Annotated in this window: 10 protein-coding genes; 2 read left to right on the top strand and 8 right to left on the bottom strand. The window is 48.1% G+C overall.

What is annotated here, in order from left to right:
* Nucleotides 1–50 precede the first annotated feature (50 nt).
* From FN124_RS03570 to FN124_RS31120, 7 genes are all read right to left on the bottom strand, one after another.
* Entirely contained in the window at nt 51–2,345 is a 2,295-nt protein-coding gene (locus FN124_RS03570) for a glycoside hydrolase family 20 protein (protein WP_221887719.1), read from the bottom strand.
* Nucleotides 2,346–2,363: 18 nt separating this feature from the next.
* Entirely contained in the window at nt 2,364–3,131 is a 768-nt protein-coding gene (locus FN124_RS03565; RefSeq protein WP_142683409.1) for an endonuclease/exonuclease/phosphatase family protein, read from the bottom strand.
* Between the two features lie 7 nt (nt 3,132–3,138).
* A complete protein-coding gene (locus FN124_RS03560; RefSeq protein WP_142683408.1) occupies nt 3,139–4,023 on the bottom strand; it encodes an alkaline phosphatase family protein in 885 nt (294 codons plus the stop codon).
* Between the two features lie 87 nt (nt 4,024–4,110).
* A complete protein-coding gene (locus tag FN124_RS03555) occupies nt 4,111–4,866 on the bottom strand; it encodes a copper homeostasis protein CutC (RefSeq protein WP_142683407.1) in 756 nt (251 codons plus the stop codon).
* A gap of 64 nt (nt 4,867–4,930) precedes the next feature.
* Nucleotides 4,931–5,986 (bottom strand): glycosylasparaginase, encoded by a 1,056-nt coding sequence (locus tag FN124_RS03550; protein ID WP_142683406.1) that lies wholly within the window; start codon nt 5,984–5,986, stop codon nt 4,931–4,933.
* A gap of 33 nt (nt 5,987–6,019) precedes the next feature.
* Nucleotides 6,020–6,985: an ROK family protein gene (locus FN124_RS03545; protein ID WP_142683405.1), complete on the bottom strand. Its 966-nt coding sequence runs from the start codon at nt 6,983–6,985 to the stop codon at nt 6,020–6,022.
* Nucleotides 6,957–8,873: an MFS transporter gene (locus tag FN124_RS31120; protein ID WP_221887718.1), complete on the bottom strand. Its 1,917-nt coding sequence runs from the start codon at nt 8,871–8,873 to the stop codon at nt 6,957–6,959. Before FN124_RS31120 ends, FN124_RS03545 begins: the two co-directional genes overlap by 29 nt.
* Nucleotides 8,874–9,070: 197 nt before the next feature.
* On the opposite strand from FN124_RS31120, the gene FN124_RS03530 reads away from it, so the two are divergent.
* Both FN124_RS03530 and galK read left to right on the top strand, forming a co-directional pair.
* Nucleotides 9,071–10,393, top strand: a complete 1,323-nt coding sequence (locus tag FN124_RS03530; protein ID WP_142683404.1) for a sugar MFS transporter — start codon at nt 9,071–9,073, stop codon at nt 10,391–10,393.
* Nucleotides 10,394–10,502: 109 nt separating this feature from the next.
* Nucleotides 10,503–11,648 (top strand): galactokinase, encoded by a 1,146-nt coding sequence (galK, locus tag FN124_RS03525; RefSeq protein WP_142683403.1) that lies wholly within the window; start codon nt 10,503–10,505, stop codon nt 11,646–11,648.
* 204 nt (nt 11,649–11,852) lie between these two features.
* Here galK and FN124_RS03520 read toward each other — a convergent pair whose 3' ends face one another.
* Nucleotides 11,853–13,247: a Gfo/Idh/MocA family protein gene (locus FN124_RS03520; RefSeq protein ID WP_142683402.1), complete on the bottom strand. Its 1,395-nt coding sequence runs from the start codon at nt 13,245–13,247 to the stop codon at nt 11,853–11,855.
* Nucleotides 13,248–13,338 lie beyond the last annotated feature (91 nt).

The raw sequence follows: 13,338 nt of genomic DNA, 5'->3' as shown, positions 1-13,338 counted from the left end.
GAGTCATAAAATGAAAACCGTTCTGCATTTTGCCGGGACGGCTTTCTGTTTTAATTGATGATAAACTCATCAGCAAACAGCCATGCACCGTTGCCTGCTCCTGGGGCTCCGGCGGGAATCTTACCAAAGTTCTGCATCTGCACTTTCACAAACTTTCCACGCACCGCCTGCAAATGGCCTCTTACTTTGCTGATACCCTGTTGTGCAAAGGTGTTTTGTTTGTATACCTCTTTAAATGTTTTACCATCGTCTGATACCGCAAACACTACCTGTTTCGGCGGGTAGATCCAGTCGCCCTTTGCATTGACAGTATTAATGCCCACCAGGTGAATATCCTGTACACTGTCCAGTTCCACTATTGCTTCCATATCCTTTCCGTTGAATCCAAACCACTCATTGTCGTTGTAAGCGGCATTTCCTTCTATGCCATTTACAAGCACGAAATTGGTATCCGGCCGGTGGCCAGCATCTGCCGCTGTCATGCTGCTGATCTTTTTAGCCAGTCCTTTGTGAAATAAAAATGCCTGGTTGTATTCATTGCCAAAAGGTTTGCCATCCAGGAATACCTGTGCACGCAGCGTGCCGGTATGCGTGATCTGCACGGGCGCGGTATAAGGAGTCGCCTGAGGGGTAGGAGCAGTACTATCGGTGGTAAAAAATATTTTACCGCCATCCAGTTTGGAAGCCAGTATTACATCCACACCGCCTTTACCGTTATCCGTTACTTTGCCGGTCACTTCAAAAACATGTTTGGCATAGTTTACTTTTTTCAGATCCAGTCTTTTTAGATGCACTTTCAAACGTTCGGTAAAGTTGTCGTAGTTACGTTTATCTTTTGGCGACCAAAGCACTTCCGATAAAGCAGCTGCACGCGGATATACCATGTATTCGAGATAGTTGGTGTTGTTAATGTACTCTGTCCATACGTTGGCCTGCGCGCCTTTGATATATTTGGCTTCATCGCTGTTCAGTTCTGAAGGCACCGGTTCGTAGGAGTATACTTTGCTTACAGGCAGGAATCCGCCGATAGCCAGTGGCTCATTGGGGCCTCTCGACTGGTAATGATCAAAGTAGCAGAATTCGCCCGGTGTCATAATTACATCGTGTTTTTGTCTGGCTGCAGCAATGCCACCTTCAATGCCTCTCCAGCTCATTACAGTGGCGTTGGGCGCCAAACCTCCTTCCAGTATTTCATCCCAGCCGATGATCTGCCTGCCTTTGCTGTTCAGGTATTTCTCCATTCGCTGAATAAAATAGCTTTGCAGGGCATGTTCATCTTTCAACCCTTCCTGTTTCATGCGTGCCTGGCATTTAGGACATTTTTCCCAGCGTACTTTGGGCGATTCATCACCGCCAATGTGGATATACCTGCCGGGAAACAGCGCCATTACTTCGTCCAGCACATCCTGCAGGAAAAGATAAACGCTGTCGTTACCGGCGCAGTATACATCATCGTATACGCCCCAGCGGGTGCCTACTTCATATGGCCCCCCGGTACAACCCAGGTTGGGATATGCAGCAAGCGCCGCGAGTGAATGTCCCGGCATTTCAATTTCCGGGATCACCGTGATGAAATGATCAGCAGCATACTGCACTACTTCTTTTACCTGTTCCTGTGTATAAAAGCCACCATAAGGCTTGCCATCGTATTTATTGTCGGCATAACGGCCTGCCATTGTTTCTTTCCGTTTGGAAGCCACTTCCTGCAGGCGCGGATATTTTTTGATTTCAATTCGCCAGCCCTGATCTTCTGTTAAGTGCCAGTGAAACGTGTTCAGCTTGTGCATCGCCATCAGGTCGATATACTTCTTTATAAAATCAACAGAAAAGAAGTGACGGCCCACATCCAGGTGCAGTCCGCGGTAAGCAAAGCGTGGCGCGTCGGTAATGCTTACGCCGGGTACAAACATGGCGCGTGCTTTCTCCACTGGCAGCAGCTGGATCAGCGTCTGTACGCCGTAAAAAGTACCGGCCCCGCTGTTGCCTTTAATGATGATGTTGTTGTGACTGGCAGTAAGCGTATAGCCTTCTGCGTTAGTACTGTCGTTACCGGTTTGCAGGAGGATGGCATTTTTATCTCCCTGTGCTTTAACCTCCAGTTCATAGCCTGTAAGTTCTTTGAGCCAGGCATTGAATAAAGCGGCTGTTTTTTTGTCGCTTTCATTGCCGGCAACAATCACGGTTTGCTTGTCCAGTAAAAAAGAATCAGCTGTTTCGCTGATGCTGGCAGGCATAGGAATGATGCTCACATTGCCCCTGGGAACAGCCGGCTGCCGTTGGGAACAGCTCCACAGGCCGGCTGCAGCCATCAGTAGGCACAGGTGAATTACGCTTTTCATTGTCATATAATGGATTGTTTTTTCTTATTTCATTTCCAGCTCACACAGCACCGGCCGGTGGTCTGATGCTACGGTTTCTTCAATGATCCGTGCACCGGTGACTGTCCACCGGTGTTTGGGAGCAATCATGATATAATCCAGTTTTATCTTCGGCGAATCGGAAGGAAATGTAGGTCCCATCTGGCTGGTTGCGTCCATGAACACTTCTTTCAGGATGTTCACTTCCTTTGATGCAGGTGCGGCGTTAAAATCTCCGGCAATAATAACGGGAGTAGCCGTTGCCCTGAAATAGCCGGCCAGTTCGTTCGCCTGTGCAATACGGTCGCCGGCCTTTTTGCCTGCATCCAGGTGAGTGGTCACAAACTGCAGGGAGCTGTCGCCAGGCAGTTTTACGGTAACAATACCTGCTGCCCTGGGCTCATTTCCTTTTCCGGAAGGTAATAAAAGGGTAGTGTTGCTGCTGATGGGAAAGCGGGAAAGGATACCAGTGCCGTAACCACCGCCATCAAAATCCATTGCCTTGGCAAAGTAGGTATACATGCCAGTGATGGAGGCCAGTTCTTTCAGCTGGTCCGACTGGCTGGTACGGCCGGTAGCGCTGTCTACCTCCTGCAGCGCCACCAGGTCGGGATTGGTGGCCAGGATCACGTTGGCAATTCCCTGGATGTCCAGCACCTGTTTCATGTTCTCCCCATGATGAATGTTGTAGGTGAGCACTTTTACTTTTTGTGTTTGTGCAAAGAGGGCGCCACCCGCCACACACACCATCGTAATAAGCAGCATTTTTTTCATATGAATATCATTTGAACGCTTCCGTCACGGGTCTTCCGGTCCACACCTGCGGTGTTTTCAGCCCGAAGATCCAGGCAAGAGTTGCAGCAGTATCGTAGGTAACCACGCTGCTTTTGATCTCTTTGTTTTTTGCCACACCAGGGCCACGGATGATCCAGGGGATCTGCATTTCTTCCATCGTTTTGCCGCCATGTCCTTTCCTGATACCGCCATGATCTGCCGTGAGCAGGATAATGGTGTTATTCCATATCCCTGCGTCTTTCACTGCCTGCAGAATTTTCCCCAGCAACACATCATTCTTTGCTACCTGGTCGAAGTAAGGTTGTATATTATGACCAATATTGTGCCCCGTTCCGTCGGGCTCATCAAAATGGATGAACAGGAAATCCGGTTTCTTCTCCTTGATGTATGCTACAGATGCCGCGGTGGCAAGACTGTCGTTATCATGCGTACCAAAGTCTTTGTTAACCGCCGCTTTGGGAAACAGGTAACCGATACCATCCCAGCTGTAAATAACGCCTATTTCTGCCTTTGGCTGCTGCCCGCGCAACAGCGTGTAAATGGAAGGGAACATACCATACTGATCCAGTTCGCGGGAAGGCAGTTCCGGTTTGCGGCTGTCCCATTCTGTATAACCATGTACTTCAGGACCCGCGCCCATCACCATAGAGGCCCAGTTAACTGCACTGGAGGAAGGCAATACACTACGGGCCTGCAAGGTCCATGCACCGTCCTGCATCATTTGTTTCATGTTGGGGTTGTCCACTTTCGGGAAACAGTAAGCGCCGAAGCCATCCATGCCTATCAGGATAACATGCTTTACCCCTTTGACCTGTGCCTGCGCGAAGAACTCGCCAAGCAACAAGCCTGTTGCAATGATCAATTTTTTCATTTCGTTGTTCACTTTTGGGACCGGTATGTGCCGGCCGCTATAATTATCATTGGGTTTTCAATAAAGCGTTCAGCTAAACATCAACGGCTAAGATAATAATGTTTTCTCGCCTATTTCACGGATCAATGCTACTTCTTTTTTCTGTGTGGCAGAGATGCCATACTCAGGAACGCCGGGAATGCCGCCCATGCTCACATTGGGATTGCGGTAAATCATGCCGCTTTCTTCATAGGCTTTTGCGGAGGTATGATATTCCGTAACACCGGTAGCAGTGATCAGTTGTGCAATATTAGCCGCCCGCACACCGGAGCCGGCCATAATGGCAATACGGTCGTTAGCCCTTTCCACCAGCTCTTTCAGCAGAACGGCGCCTTCCAGGGCAGTATTGCGTGCTCCTGAAGTGAGGATCCTTTCGCAGCCAATGGAAATAATATCTTCCAGGGCTTCAAACGGGTTGTCTGTCATGTCGAACGCACGGTGAAAAGTAACGCCCATTGGCCATGCCAGATCCACAAGTATTTTACATCTTTTTTTATCCACCCGGCCATCCGGCATAAGGATACCGATCACCACACCATTGCAGCCCAGTTGTTTGCTCAGTTCGATATCACGCTTCATTACTTCAAACTCCAGGTCGGAATAAAGAAAATCGCCGCCACGCGGGCGGATAATAGGGTAGAGATCTATCTTCACTTTTTCCCTTGCCAGCGCAATGGTGCCATAGCTGGGCGTGGTACCACCTTCCAGCAGGTTGTCACAAAGCTCTATCCGGTTTGCGCCGCCTTCTTCCGCAGCAATGCAGGAGGCTACGGAACCTGCGCATATTTCGAGGGTGAACGACATAAACACAACTTTAAAGATAAGATGCAGGTACAGGGATCAGCATTGTAGTACTGATCCCTGCCTGTCAGAAATAATGTTTTCCGTCAATTAACACATTGCTGGTGTCGCTGGTGCACACGGCATAGCTAAAGCCTTTCTGGAGGCAGTAAGCGCCATGTTCGCCTTTTTTATTGAGGGCCAGGAAACCAACCTGGATTTCTTTTGCTTTGGAGGGACTTCTTTTCACGATGCGCTCTACTGCTTCTTTACAGGCCTTTTCAGGCGGGTAGCCCTGGCGCATCAGTTCCACTACAAGGTGGCTGCCTACTATTTTTATCACTTCTTCTCCAACACCGGTACTGGTAGCAGCGCCTACTTCATTGTCTACATACAATCCTGCGCCAATGATGGGCGAATCGCCCACGCGGCCATGCAGCTTGAAAGCCATACCGCTGGTAGTACAGGCGCCGGACAGGTTGCCGGCAGCGTCCATGGCTACCATGCCTATGGTATCGTGGTTGTACACATTCCCTGGCAGCATCAGCGGATTAAAGGCAGTGGCGCCGTTGGTGGGTGTATACGATTTGTTTTCTATGTTGATGACCGGTTTGTATTCTGATGTTTTCAGCCATTCTTTCCATGCTTTTTCAGATTCCGGCGTCAGCAGGTTTTCTTTTTGGAAACCGTTGGCCAGTGCGAACTGCAATGCGCCGTCGCCTACCAGCATTACGTGCGGTGTTTTCTCCATCACCATGCGGGCTACGGAAATAGCGTGAGTTACATGTTCCAGCGCGCCAACCGAGCCACAGTTGCCATGTTCATCCATGATGCAGGCATCGAGGGTGACGCGGCCGTCGCGGTCAGGGAAACCGGAGAAACCAACGGTATGATTATTTGGATCTGCTTCCGGGATCTTTACGCCTGCTTCTACCGCATCCAGTGCGCGGCCGCCCTGTTTCAGCACTTCCCAGGCAGCTGCGTTGGCCGCACGGCCAAAGTCCCAGGTAGATACCACAACAGGCTTCCCTTTTACCGGTCCCCGCTTCCCCTGCGAACGTGCAGGCGTTCCCGTTACTCCATCCAAAGAGAAAACAGCGGCGCTAAGGGCCGCTGTTTTCAGGAATGATCTTCTATTACTCATATAAAGCATTTTATACTTTTCTGCTGCTGAAAGTTAATCTTTCATTTCCCATGCCAGCGCGCTGGCGCCCAGGATAGCTGCATCGCTTTCTTTCAGTTCAGAGAACAGCAATTTAACCTTATTCTGGAAAATAGGAAGCAGGTTCTTTTCCATATGCTCCCGTACCGGTTTCATAATGAGGTCGCCGGCTTTGGTAAGTCCGCCGAACAGCACAATGGCTTCCGGGCTGGAGAACATGACGAAATTGGCGAGGGCTTCACCGAGTATCTTACCGGTGAACTCATATACCTCCATGGCAAGCGGATCGCCTTTCATGGCTGCTTCATAAATGAGCTTGGAATTGATCTCTTCATTGGTATGTTCCCGCATCATGCTCGGTGTATCCGGGCGGTTGGTCAGGAACTCGATAGCGGTGTTGGTAACGCCGGTAGCGGAAGCATAGGCTTCCAGTGAACCATGCGCACCTGTGCCCGCATGCAGCCTGCCACCGGGGATCACAATGCAATGTCCCAGTTCGCCGGCGAAGCCGTCGTGGCCATAAATCAGCTGCCCGTTGGCCACAATACCGCTTCCCACGCCTGTGCCCAGGGTGATCACGATAAAGTCTTTCATGCCCCGGGCTGCACCGTAGATCAGCTCGCCCAATGCTGCTGCATTGGCGTCGTTGGTGAGTACGGTAGGTAAACCGAATTTCTGTTCCAGCAAACTGGCTAACGGCACTACGCCTTTCCAGCGCAGGTTTGGCGCATATTCTATATTGCCGGTGTAGTAGTTCCCGTTGGGAGCGCCTACGCCGATGCCTTTCATGTTTTCAATACCGCCGGCTTCATTAATAAGAATAGACAGGTGTCCGTGTAATTCATCCAGGAAGCCGTCTACATTTTCATGCTGATTGGTCAGCATACGACCATCACCAATAATATTACCCCTGCGATCTACAATACCGAATTTGGTGTTAGTACCCCCGATATCAATGCCCACCGCTAACTGCTGACTCATAATCAATTCCTTGAGATTTTAAAATGGTTTTAACTCTAAATGCGAAGAACGCGAGATAAGCAAAGCACAGCGCCGGAATAATATAAGAGGCGTGGATACCAATGCTTGAAATGTCTGCCAGACCGCCCTGTACAGGAGGAATGAGGGAACCGCCGAGGATCATCATTACCAGGAATGCAGAACCCTGACCGGTATACTTACCCAGGCCTGCGATAGATAATGCGAAGATGCTTGGCCACATTACAGAGCAGAACAATCCGCCGCTGATAAAGGCAAATGTAGCCAGCTGCCCGGTGGTGAATAACCCGATCAGCACAGAACCAACTCCCAGCAAACCAAAGATGGTGAGGGTTTTGGCAGGTTTGTCCTGGCCGGCGAAGAAACCTATGATCTGTACCACAATACAGATGGCATATGGATATAAAACACTGATATCATTGCCTTTGATACTGTTGGCGCCGAGAATAACACCGTAAGCTACAAAAGGTACAATTACACAGAGAATATTACGGGTTGTTTTGGAAACATTGAATACGCTGATAGCGCCGGTCCAGCGGCCAATCATCATACTGCCCCAGAACAGCGATACATAGGGATCCAGTTCTGATTCAGCCAAACCTTTCACTGTAAGGAAACCAGGATGTTTCAGCAAGGCGCCGAGATTACTGGCAATGGATACTTCCACCCCTACATAAATAAAAATGGCCAGCATACCGAGGATCAGCTGCGGATATTTCATGGCGCCCCATCCTTCGCTGTTATTCGCGGACGACATTTTAGTATAAAAGAGTATGCCTATAATACCTACAATACCTGCGATGAACATAGGCAGCTCAAATTTCAGTACCAGCCCGAGGAGGATGAAAATAAACATCAGCGTGATACCCAGCAATGACCTGGTGGCTTTGGGAGATGATTCAAAACCTTCGGTATCCTGGCTTTCCGGCATCTTCACAAAAGCAAAAATAGCAGCGGCAATCAGGAACAGGGCAATGAGCAGGAAATATAAAGTGTTGATCTTACTGATATCGGTGCTTACTTCGCCGCCTTTAATATTACCAAACAGCAGCATGCTTACGATAATAGGCCCGATGGTAGTACCAAAGGAGTTAATACCACCTGCCAGGTTCAAACGGTGAGTACCTTTGGCAGGATCTCCCAGTAAAATAGCGAATGGATTGGCAGCGGTTTGCTGCAGTGAAAATCCTAAGGCAACTATAAATAAGGCCATCAGGATAAGGGCAAAATATCCGAACGTAACGGTTTGTTTAAAATCTGTGTCCAGCACGGTAACTATTTTTTCCAGGTTGGCTTTGGAGAAGGTGGCAGCATACTGGTGATGCTCTTCATCTTTTGTAAAACCTCCGGAAACCGCGGAAAGTAGCTGGGTATTGGTGGTGTACTTTTCAGCAGATTCATTGTTGCTGATCAGGAGAGAGTAAGTGTCAGGATCTTTTTCGCGGCGGATCTTTACCTGCCTGTCGGAAGTCTGCAGCTGTTGCTCTACCTGGAAACCATTGATGTCGCTTACAGTTTCCTTAATGGGAACAATCTTTTCCTTATTCACACATGGAATCATGATGACCGAACCCAGCACGGAAATCAGCAGGCCGTATATGATACCCTTTTTATACCCGATCTTGTTGAGGATATCCACTTTTCTTGCTGTGGAAGCCAGGTACAGGATCAGGGAACCTATAAAATAGGCGCTGTAAAAAGAGAAGTCAATAAGTTGTGACTCCAGTTGGGTAAGGTTAAAGTGAGATTTGCAGAAAGGGATAAAGATACTGTTGGATGCAGCCAGAAATCCCCAGAAAAAGAAAACCAGAATAAGCACAAAGAACGAAGGATGGGTACTTTGTGCGGTTTGTTTTGATTGCTGAATCATAAACGTGTTAAGTTACGGTGAAATTTTGCCGGTTAAATGTATAATTATTTTTTTAAAATTTTTTAAAAAGTCAAAATATTCTTGCAATTTAGTAATTGGGTAAAACGTTTTAGCAAAAATAATTGCGAAATATACAAGAAATATAGGAGAAGTTTAGTTATGTTCGTGCTTATCAAAAAAAATAATTCTGACAGCTTATGTCCAACCAAACAGTAACAATGAATGTACCCTCTAAGCAGGCCGGGTATGCGCAATCAATGGCTATCATCGGCATATTGTTTTTCGTATTCGGTTTTGTTACCTGGCTCAATGGAACGTTGATCCAGTTTTTCCAGATCGTGTGTGAACTGAATGTATCCCAGGCATTGCTGGTAACCATGGCCTTTTATATGGCCTACTTCTTCCTTTCTATTCCTTCTTCCTTTATCCTGAACAAAACGGGTTTCAAGAACGGGATGGCCTTAGGACTCCTTATTATAGCCATAGGCTCACTGGTATTTATTCCTGCTGCCAATGCGCGCAGCTTCGCTATGTTCCTCACCGGCCTGTTCATCCAGGGTGCAGGATTATCGTTACTGCAAACCGCTTCCAACCCCTATGCCAGTATCATCGGGCCAAAGGAAAGCGCCGCCAAACGTATCAGTATCCTTGGTATCTGTAACAAAAGCGCAGGCGCCCTTGCTCCATTGATCCTCAGCTCCATTGTACTGAAAGGAGCCGACAAGCTGGAAAAGGATATTGCTGCAGCGGTAGACGCTGTACAGAAAAATGCATTACTCGATAGCCTGGCCTCCCGCGTGATCGGGCCTTATGTGGCTATCGCCATCATATTGACCATACTGGCGTTTCTCCTGAAACGTTCTTCTTTACCGGAAATAGATACGAATACGGAAGATGAAGCTACTGCTGCAGCTACTACCGGTAAAACAAGCGTATTCCAGTTCCCCCAGCTGGTACTGGGTGTTCTCTGCATCTTTGTTTATGTGGGCGTGGAAGTAATGGCCGGCGACGTAATCGGCCAATACGGAAAAGCACTCGGCATGAGCGTGGACGATACCAAGTATTTTACCACCTTTACCCTGATAGCCATGCTGGCAGGTTATGTAATAGGTATTGCCACCATTCCCAAATACCTCACCGGTAAAAAAGGATTGCAGATCTCCGCAATACTGGGCGTATTGTTTACCGTAGCTGCTTATTTCAATACCGGGTTCTCCGCGGTAACGTTCATTGCTTTACTGGGACTGGCCAACGCGCTCATGTGGCCCGCTATTTTCCCCATGGCGATCGACGGGCTGGGTCGCTTTACCAAAATAGGTTCCGCTTTACTGGTAATGGGTATTGCCGGTGGCGGCGTTATCCCGCAGATCTACAGCGGTATGTTCGACCAACACAGCATGTTCAGCTTCCTGTACAGCAGCAGCATCGATTTCAGGCACGCATTCCTGTACTGCATGGTACCCTGCTACCTGTATATCCTCTTCTATGCCCTGGTAGGCGATAAAGTAGGTAAGAATTAACTACTCCTGATATTATTTGAAAGGTTGTTCTGTTTTTCAGAACAACCTTTTTTATTTCTGAATCATTTTTATATTTTTAGGTGTAAATTTTACGTTTAATATTCTATTAATGATACAAGAAACCAGGGAGCAGTTTATCCACTTATTTGAAAAAGAGCCACTGATGGTCGTTTCCCCCGGAAGGATCAACCTGATCGGCGAGCATACAGATTACAACGACGGATTCGTTTTACCCGCAGCTATCGATAAAAAGATTGTATACGCCATTGCGCTTAATAATACCAGGCAATGTAATGTACACGCGGTTTTTATCAATGAAACCGTGTCATTCCAGCTGGAGGATGTAAAACCAACCCCGGGATGGATCAACTACCTCATGGGCATAGTGTATCAGCTGCAGGAGCGCGGGTTGGAGGTGCAGGGCTTTGATTGTGTACTGGCAGGCGATATCCCTGTGGGCGCCGGTATGTCGTCGTCCGCTGCAGTTGAGGGCGGCCTTGTAGCGGCACTGGACCACATTTTCAAATATGGTCTGGACCGTATGCAGATGGCCCTCATCGGCCAGAAGGCGGAACATACTTTCCCTGGTGTAAAATGCGGCATCATGGACCAGTTTGCCAACCTGCATGGTAAAAAGGACCAGGTAATGTGCCTCGATTGCCGCAGCCTGGAGTTTGAATATTTCCCATTCAATTTCCCTGATTATAAAATAGTACTGTGCAATTCCATGGTGCACCACTCCCTTGCTTCTTCCGAATATAACGTTCGCAGACTGCAATGCGAGGAAGGCGTGAAAGCCATCCAGGTAAATCACCCTGCGGTTAAATCCCTGCGGGATGCGAACATGGACATGCTCAATGAAGTACGCGCAGAGTTATCTGATAAAGTATACGACCGCTGTAATTACGTGATCGCTGAAATACAGCGCGTACAGGATGCCACGGCATTACTGAAAAAAGGCGACCTGCAGCAGTTCGGTGAACTGATGTATGCCACTCACGAAGGACTGAGCAAACTGTATGAAGTAAGCTGTCCCGAACTGGATTTCCTGGTGTCGCTGGCAAAGGAAAGAAAAGAAGTGGCCGGCGCCCGCGTAATGGGAGGCGGTTTTGGCGGTTGCACCATCAACCTGGTAAAAGCAGACAAGGTAGACGAATACGTATCTTTTATCAAATCAAGATACCAGGATCGATATGGTAAAGAGCCGGAAGTATATGTAACGGTCATCGAAGAGGGAGTGTCTATTATCGACTAGAGCGGAGGGATCGCCTGCGGCGATTGTCTTGGAACACTGATTACCGTGATTTTGATGATTAGTTTGATTTTATTTTTTTAAATGAGAAAGGGAGATCAAAGCAGATATACTTGCTTCAATCTCCCTTCTTTTATTAAAGAAAAACTCAAAAAAACATCAATGTAATCATCAAAATCACGGTAGTCAGTGTTCCAAGACAGAATCCTAGTACTCGTCGTTCAGCGCGAAGATCGGTGTTCTATTCATCCAGCGGCCACGGGTAAAGTCGGGGATGAATTGTACGCTGCCGCCTTCTGCTACTGATTGCTCACTCAGCGGAGTGATGGCATACCAGGTAGCCATATCGTATACATCCAGCGGGTATGGAGCGCCGCGTTTAATACATTCTAGGAAGGAGTTCAGTACAAACCAGTCCATGCCGCCATGACCAGCGCCTGCTGCATCATTGGCATATTTTTTCCACAACGGGTGGTCGTATTTGCCAAAGTAGCTGTTAGGATCGTTGAAGTCGCCGGTTTTTTCCCACTCGTCGTATTTGCTCTTCTTCTCTATATAAATAGAGCTCTGATCATCCATCCATAAACCGTTGGTTCCCTGAACACGGAAGTTCAGCGAATAAGGACGCGGAGAGTTGGTATCGTGCGACAGCATGATGGTTTCACCATTGTTGGTTTGGATCAGGGTAGACACGATATCGCCCAGTTTGAACCGCACCTTTGCATTTGGATGATTTTCACCGCCGTTATCCACAATGTACTTATGCAGGCCACGTGATTTGGTAGCTACGGATGTAAGCGACACCAAACGGTTACCGCGGTTAATGTTGATATAGTTGTTAACAGGGCCCAGACCATGGGAAGGGTAAAGATCACCATTACGGTGCACAGAGTGGTTGGTTCTCCATTTGGCTTCAGACAGCGCTTTTTCACCAAACTCTACGCCACCGCCATAATATTGCTTGCCATTGTTGAATTTCACCGCGCGAAGATCGTGCTGGTAACCTCCCTGTAAGTGGGTAAGCTCGCCGAATAAACCCTGGCGTACCATGTTCAGCACGGCCATCACATCCCTGCGGTAACATACGTTTTCCATACCAAATACAGGGATACCGGTTTCTTCACTGGTGTTCACCAGTTCCCAGCATTCCTGGATATCAGATGCGCCGCATACTTCCACCGCCGGCGTTTTACCTGCTTTCATACAGGCCACTGCCATGATGGAATGCCATTCCCATGGAGTGGCAATGATCACTGCGTCGATGTCATCGCGCTTCAGCATGTTGCGGAAATCTTCAGGGCCATTGGTGTACTCTGCTACTTTTCTTTTGCCGCCGTATACCTTTTCAATCATTGCTCTTACCTTTGGCAGAGTGTAGGCAGTGTCGGGATCAGCGAAAGCAACAACTTCCGCATCTTCGCGATGGAGGCAGAAATTCAGGTGACCAAGTCCGCGGGCGCCAACGCCGATCAGGCCGATTCTAACCTTGGGTTTCTTTTCGCTGGCAAATAATTTGGCAGAAGAGCCAAGCATAGAAAGTCCTACGCCAGCCGCTACCGTGTTTTTCAGAAAGCTTCTGCGATGCAGTGGATTTTTATTCATTGTTCAAAGTTTATCAGCGTATACATTATACGTCTTAGAAGGGACTAAATTTATAAAAATTGATTTATCAAAACCAACCCAATGAGAAATA

The organism is Chitinophaga polysaccharea, from assembly GCF_902150045.1.
GTDB lineage: Bacteria > Bacteroidota > Bacteroidia > Chitinophagales > Chitinophagaceae > Chitinophaga > Chitinophaga polysaccharea_A.
This window is presented reverse-complemented; position numbering and strand designations above follow the sequence as displayed.

Coding starts and splice junctions, on each gene's coding strand:
- FN124_RS03570 (WP_221887719.1), bottom strand. CDS start 2,345: ATGACAATGAAAAGCGTAATTCACCTGTGCCTACTGATGGCTGCAGCC.
- FN124_RS03565 (WP_142683409.1), bottom strand. CDS start 3,131: ATGAAAAAAATGCTGCTTATTACGATGGTGTGTGTGGCGGGTGGCGCC.
- FN124_RS03560 (WP_142683408.1), bottom strand. CDS start 4,023: ATGAAAAAATTGATCATTGCAACAGGCTTGTTGCTTGGCGAGTTCTTC.
- FN124_RS03555 (WP_142683407.1), bottom strand. CDS start 4,866: ATGTCGTTCACCCTCGAAATATGCGCAGGTTCCGTAGCCTCCTGCATT.
- FN124_RS03550 (WP_142683406.1), bottom strand. CDS start 5,986: ATGAGTAATAGAAGATCATTCCTGAAAACAGCGGCCCTTAGCGCCGCT.
- FN124_RS03545 (WP_142683405.1), bottom strand. CDS start 6,985: ATGAGTCAGCAGTTAGCGGTGGGCATTGATATCGGGGGTACTAACACC.
- FN124_RS31120 (WP_221887718.1), bottom strand. CDS start 8,873: ATGATTCAGCAATCAAAACAAACCGCACAAAGTACCCATCCTTCGTTC.
- FN124_RS03530 (WP_142683404.1), top strand. CDS start 9,071: ATGTCCAACCAAACAGTAACAATGAATGTACCCTCTAAGCAGGCCGGG.
- galK (WP_142683403.1), top strand. CDS start 10,503: ATGATACAAGAAACCAGGGAGCAGTTTATCCACTTATTTGAAAAAGAG.
- FN124_RS03520 (WP_142683402.1), bottom strand. CDS start 13,247: ATGAATAAAAATCCACTGCATCGCAGAAGCTTTCTGAAAAACACGGTA.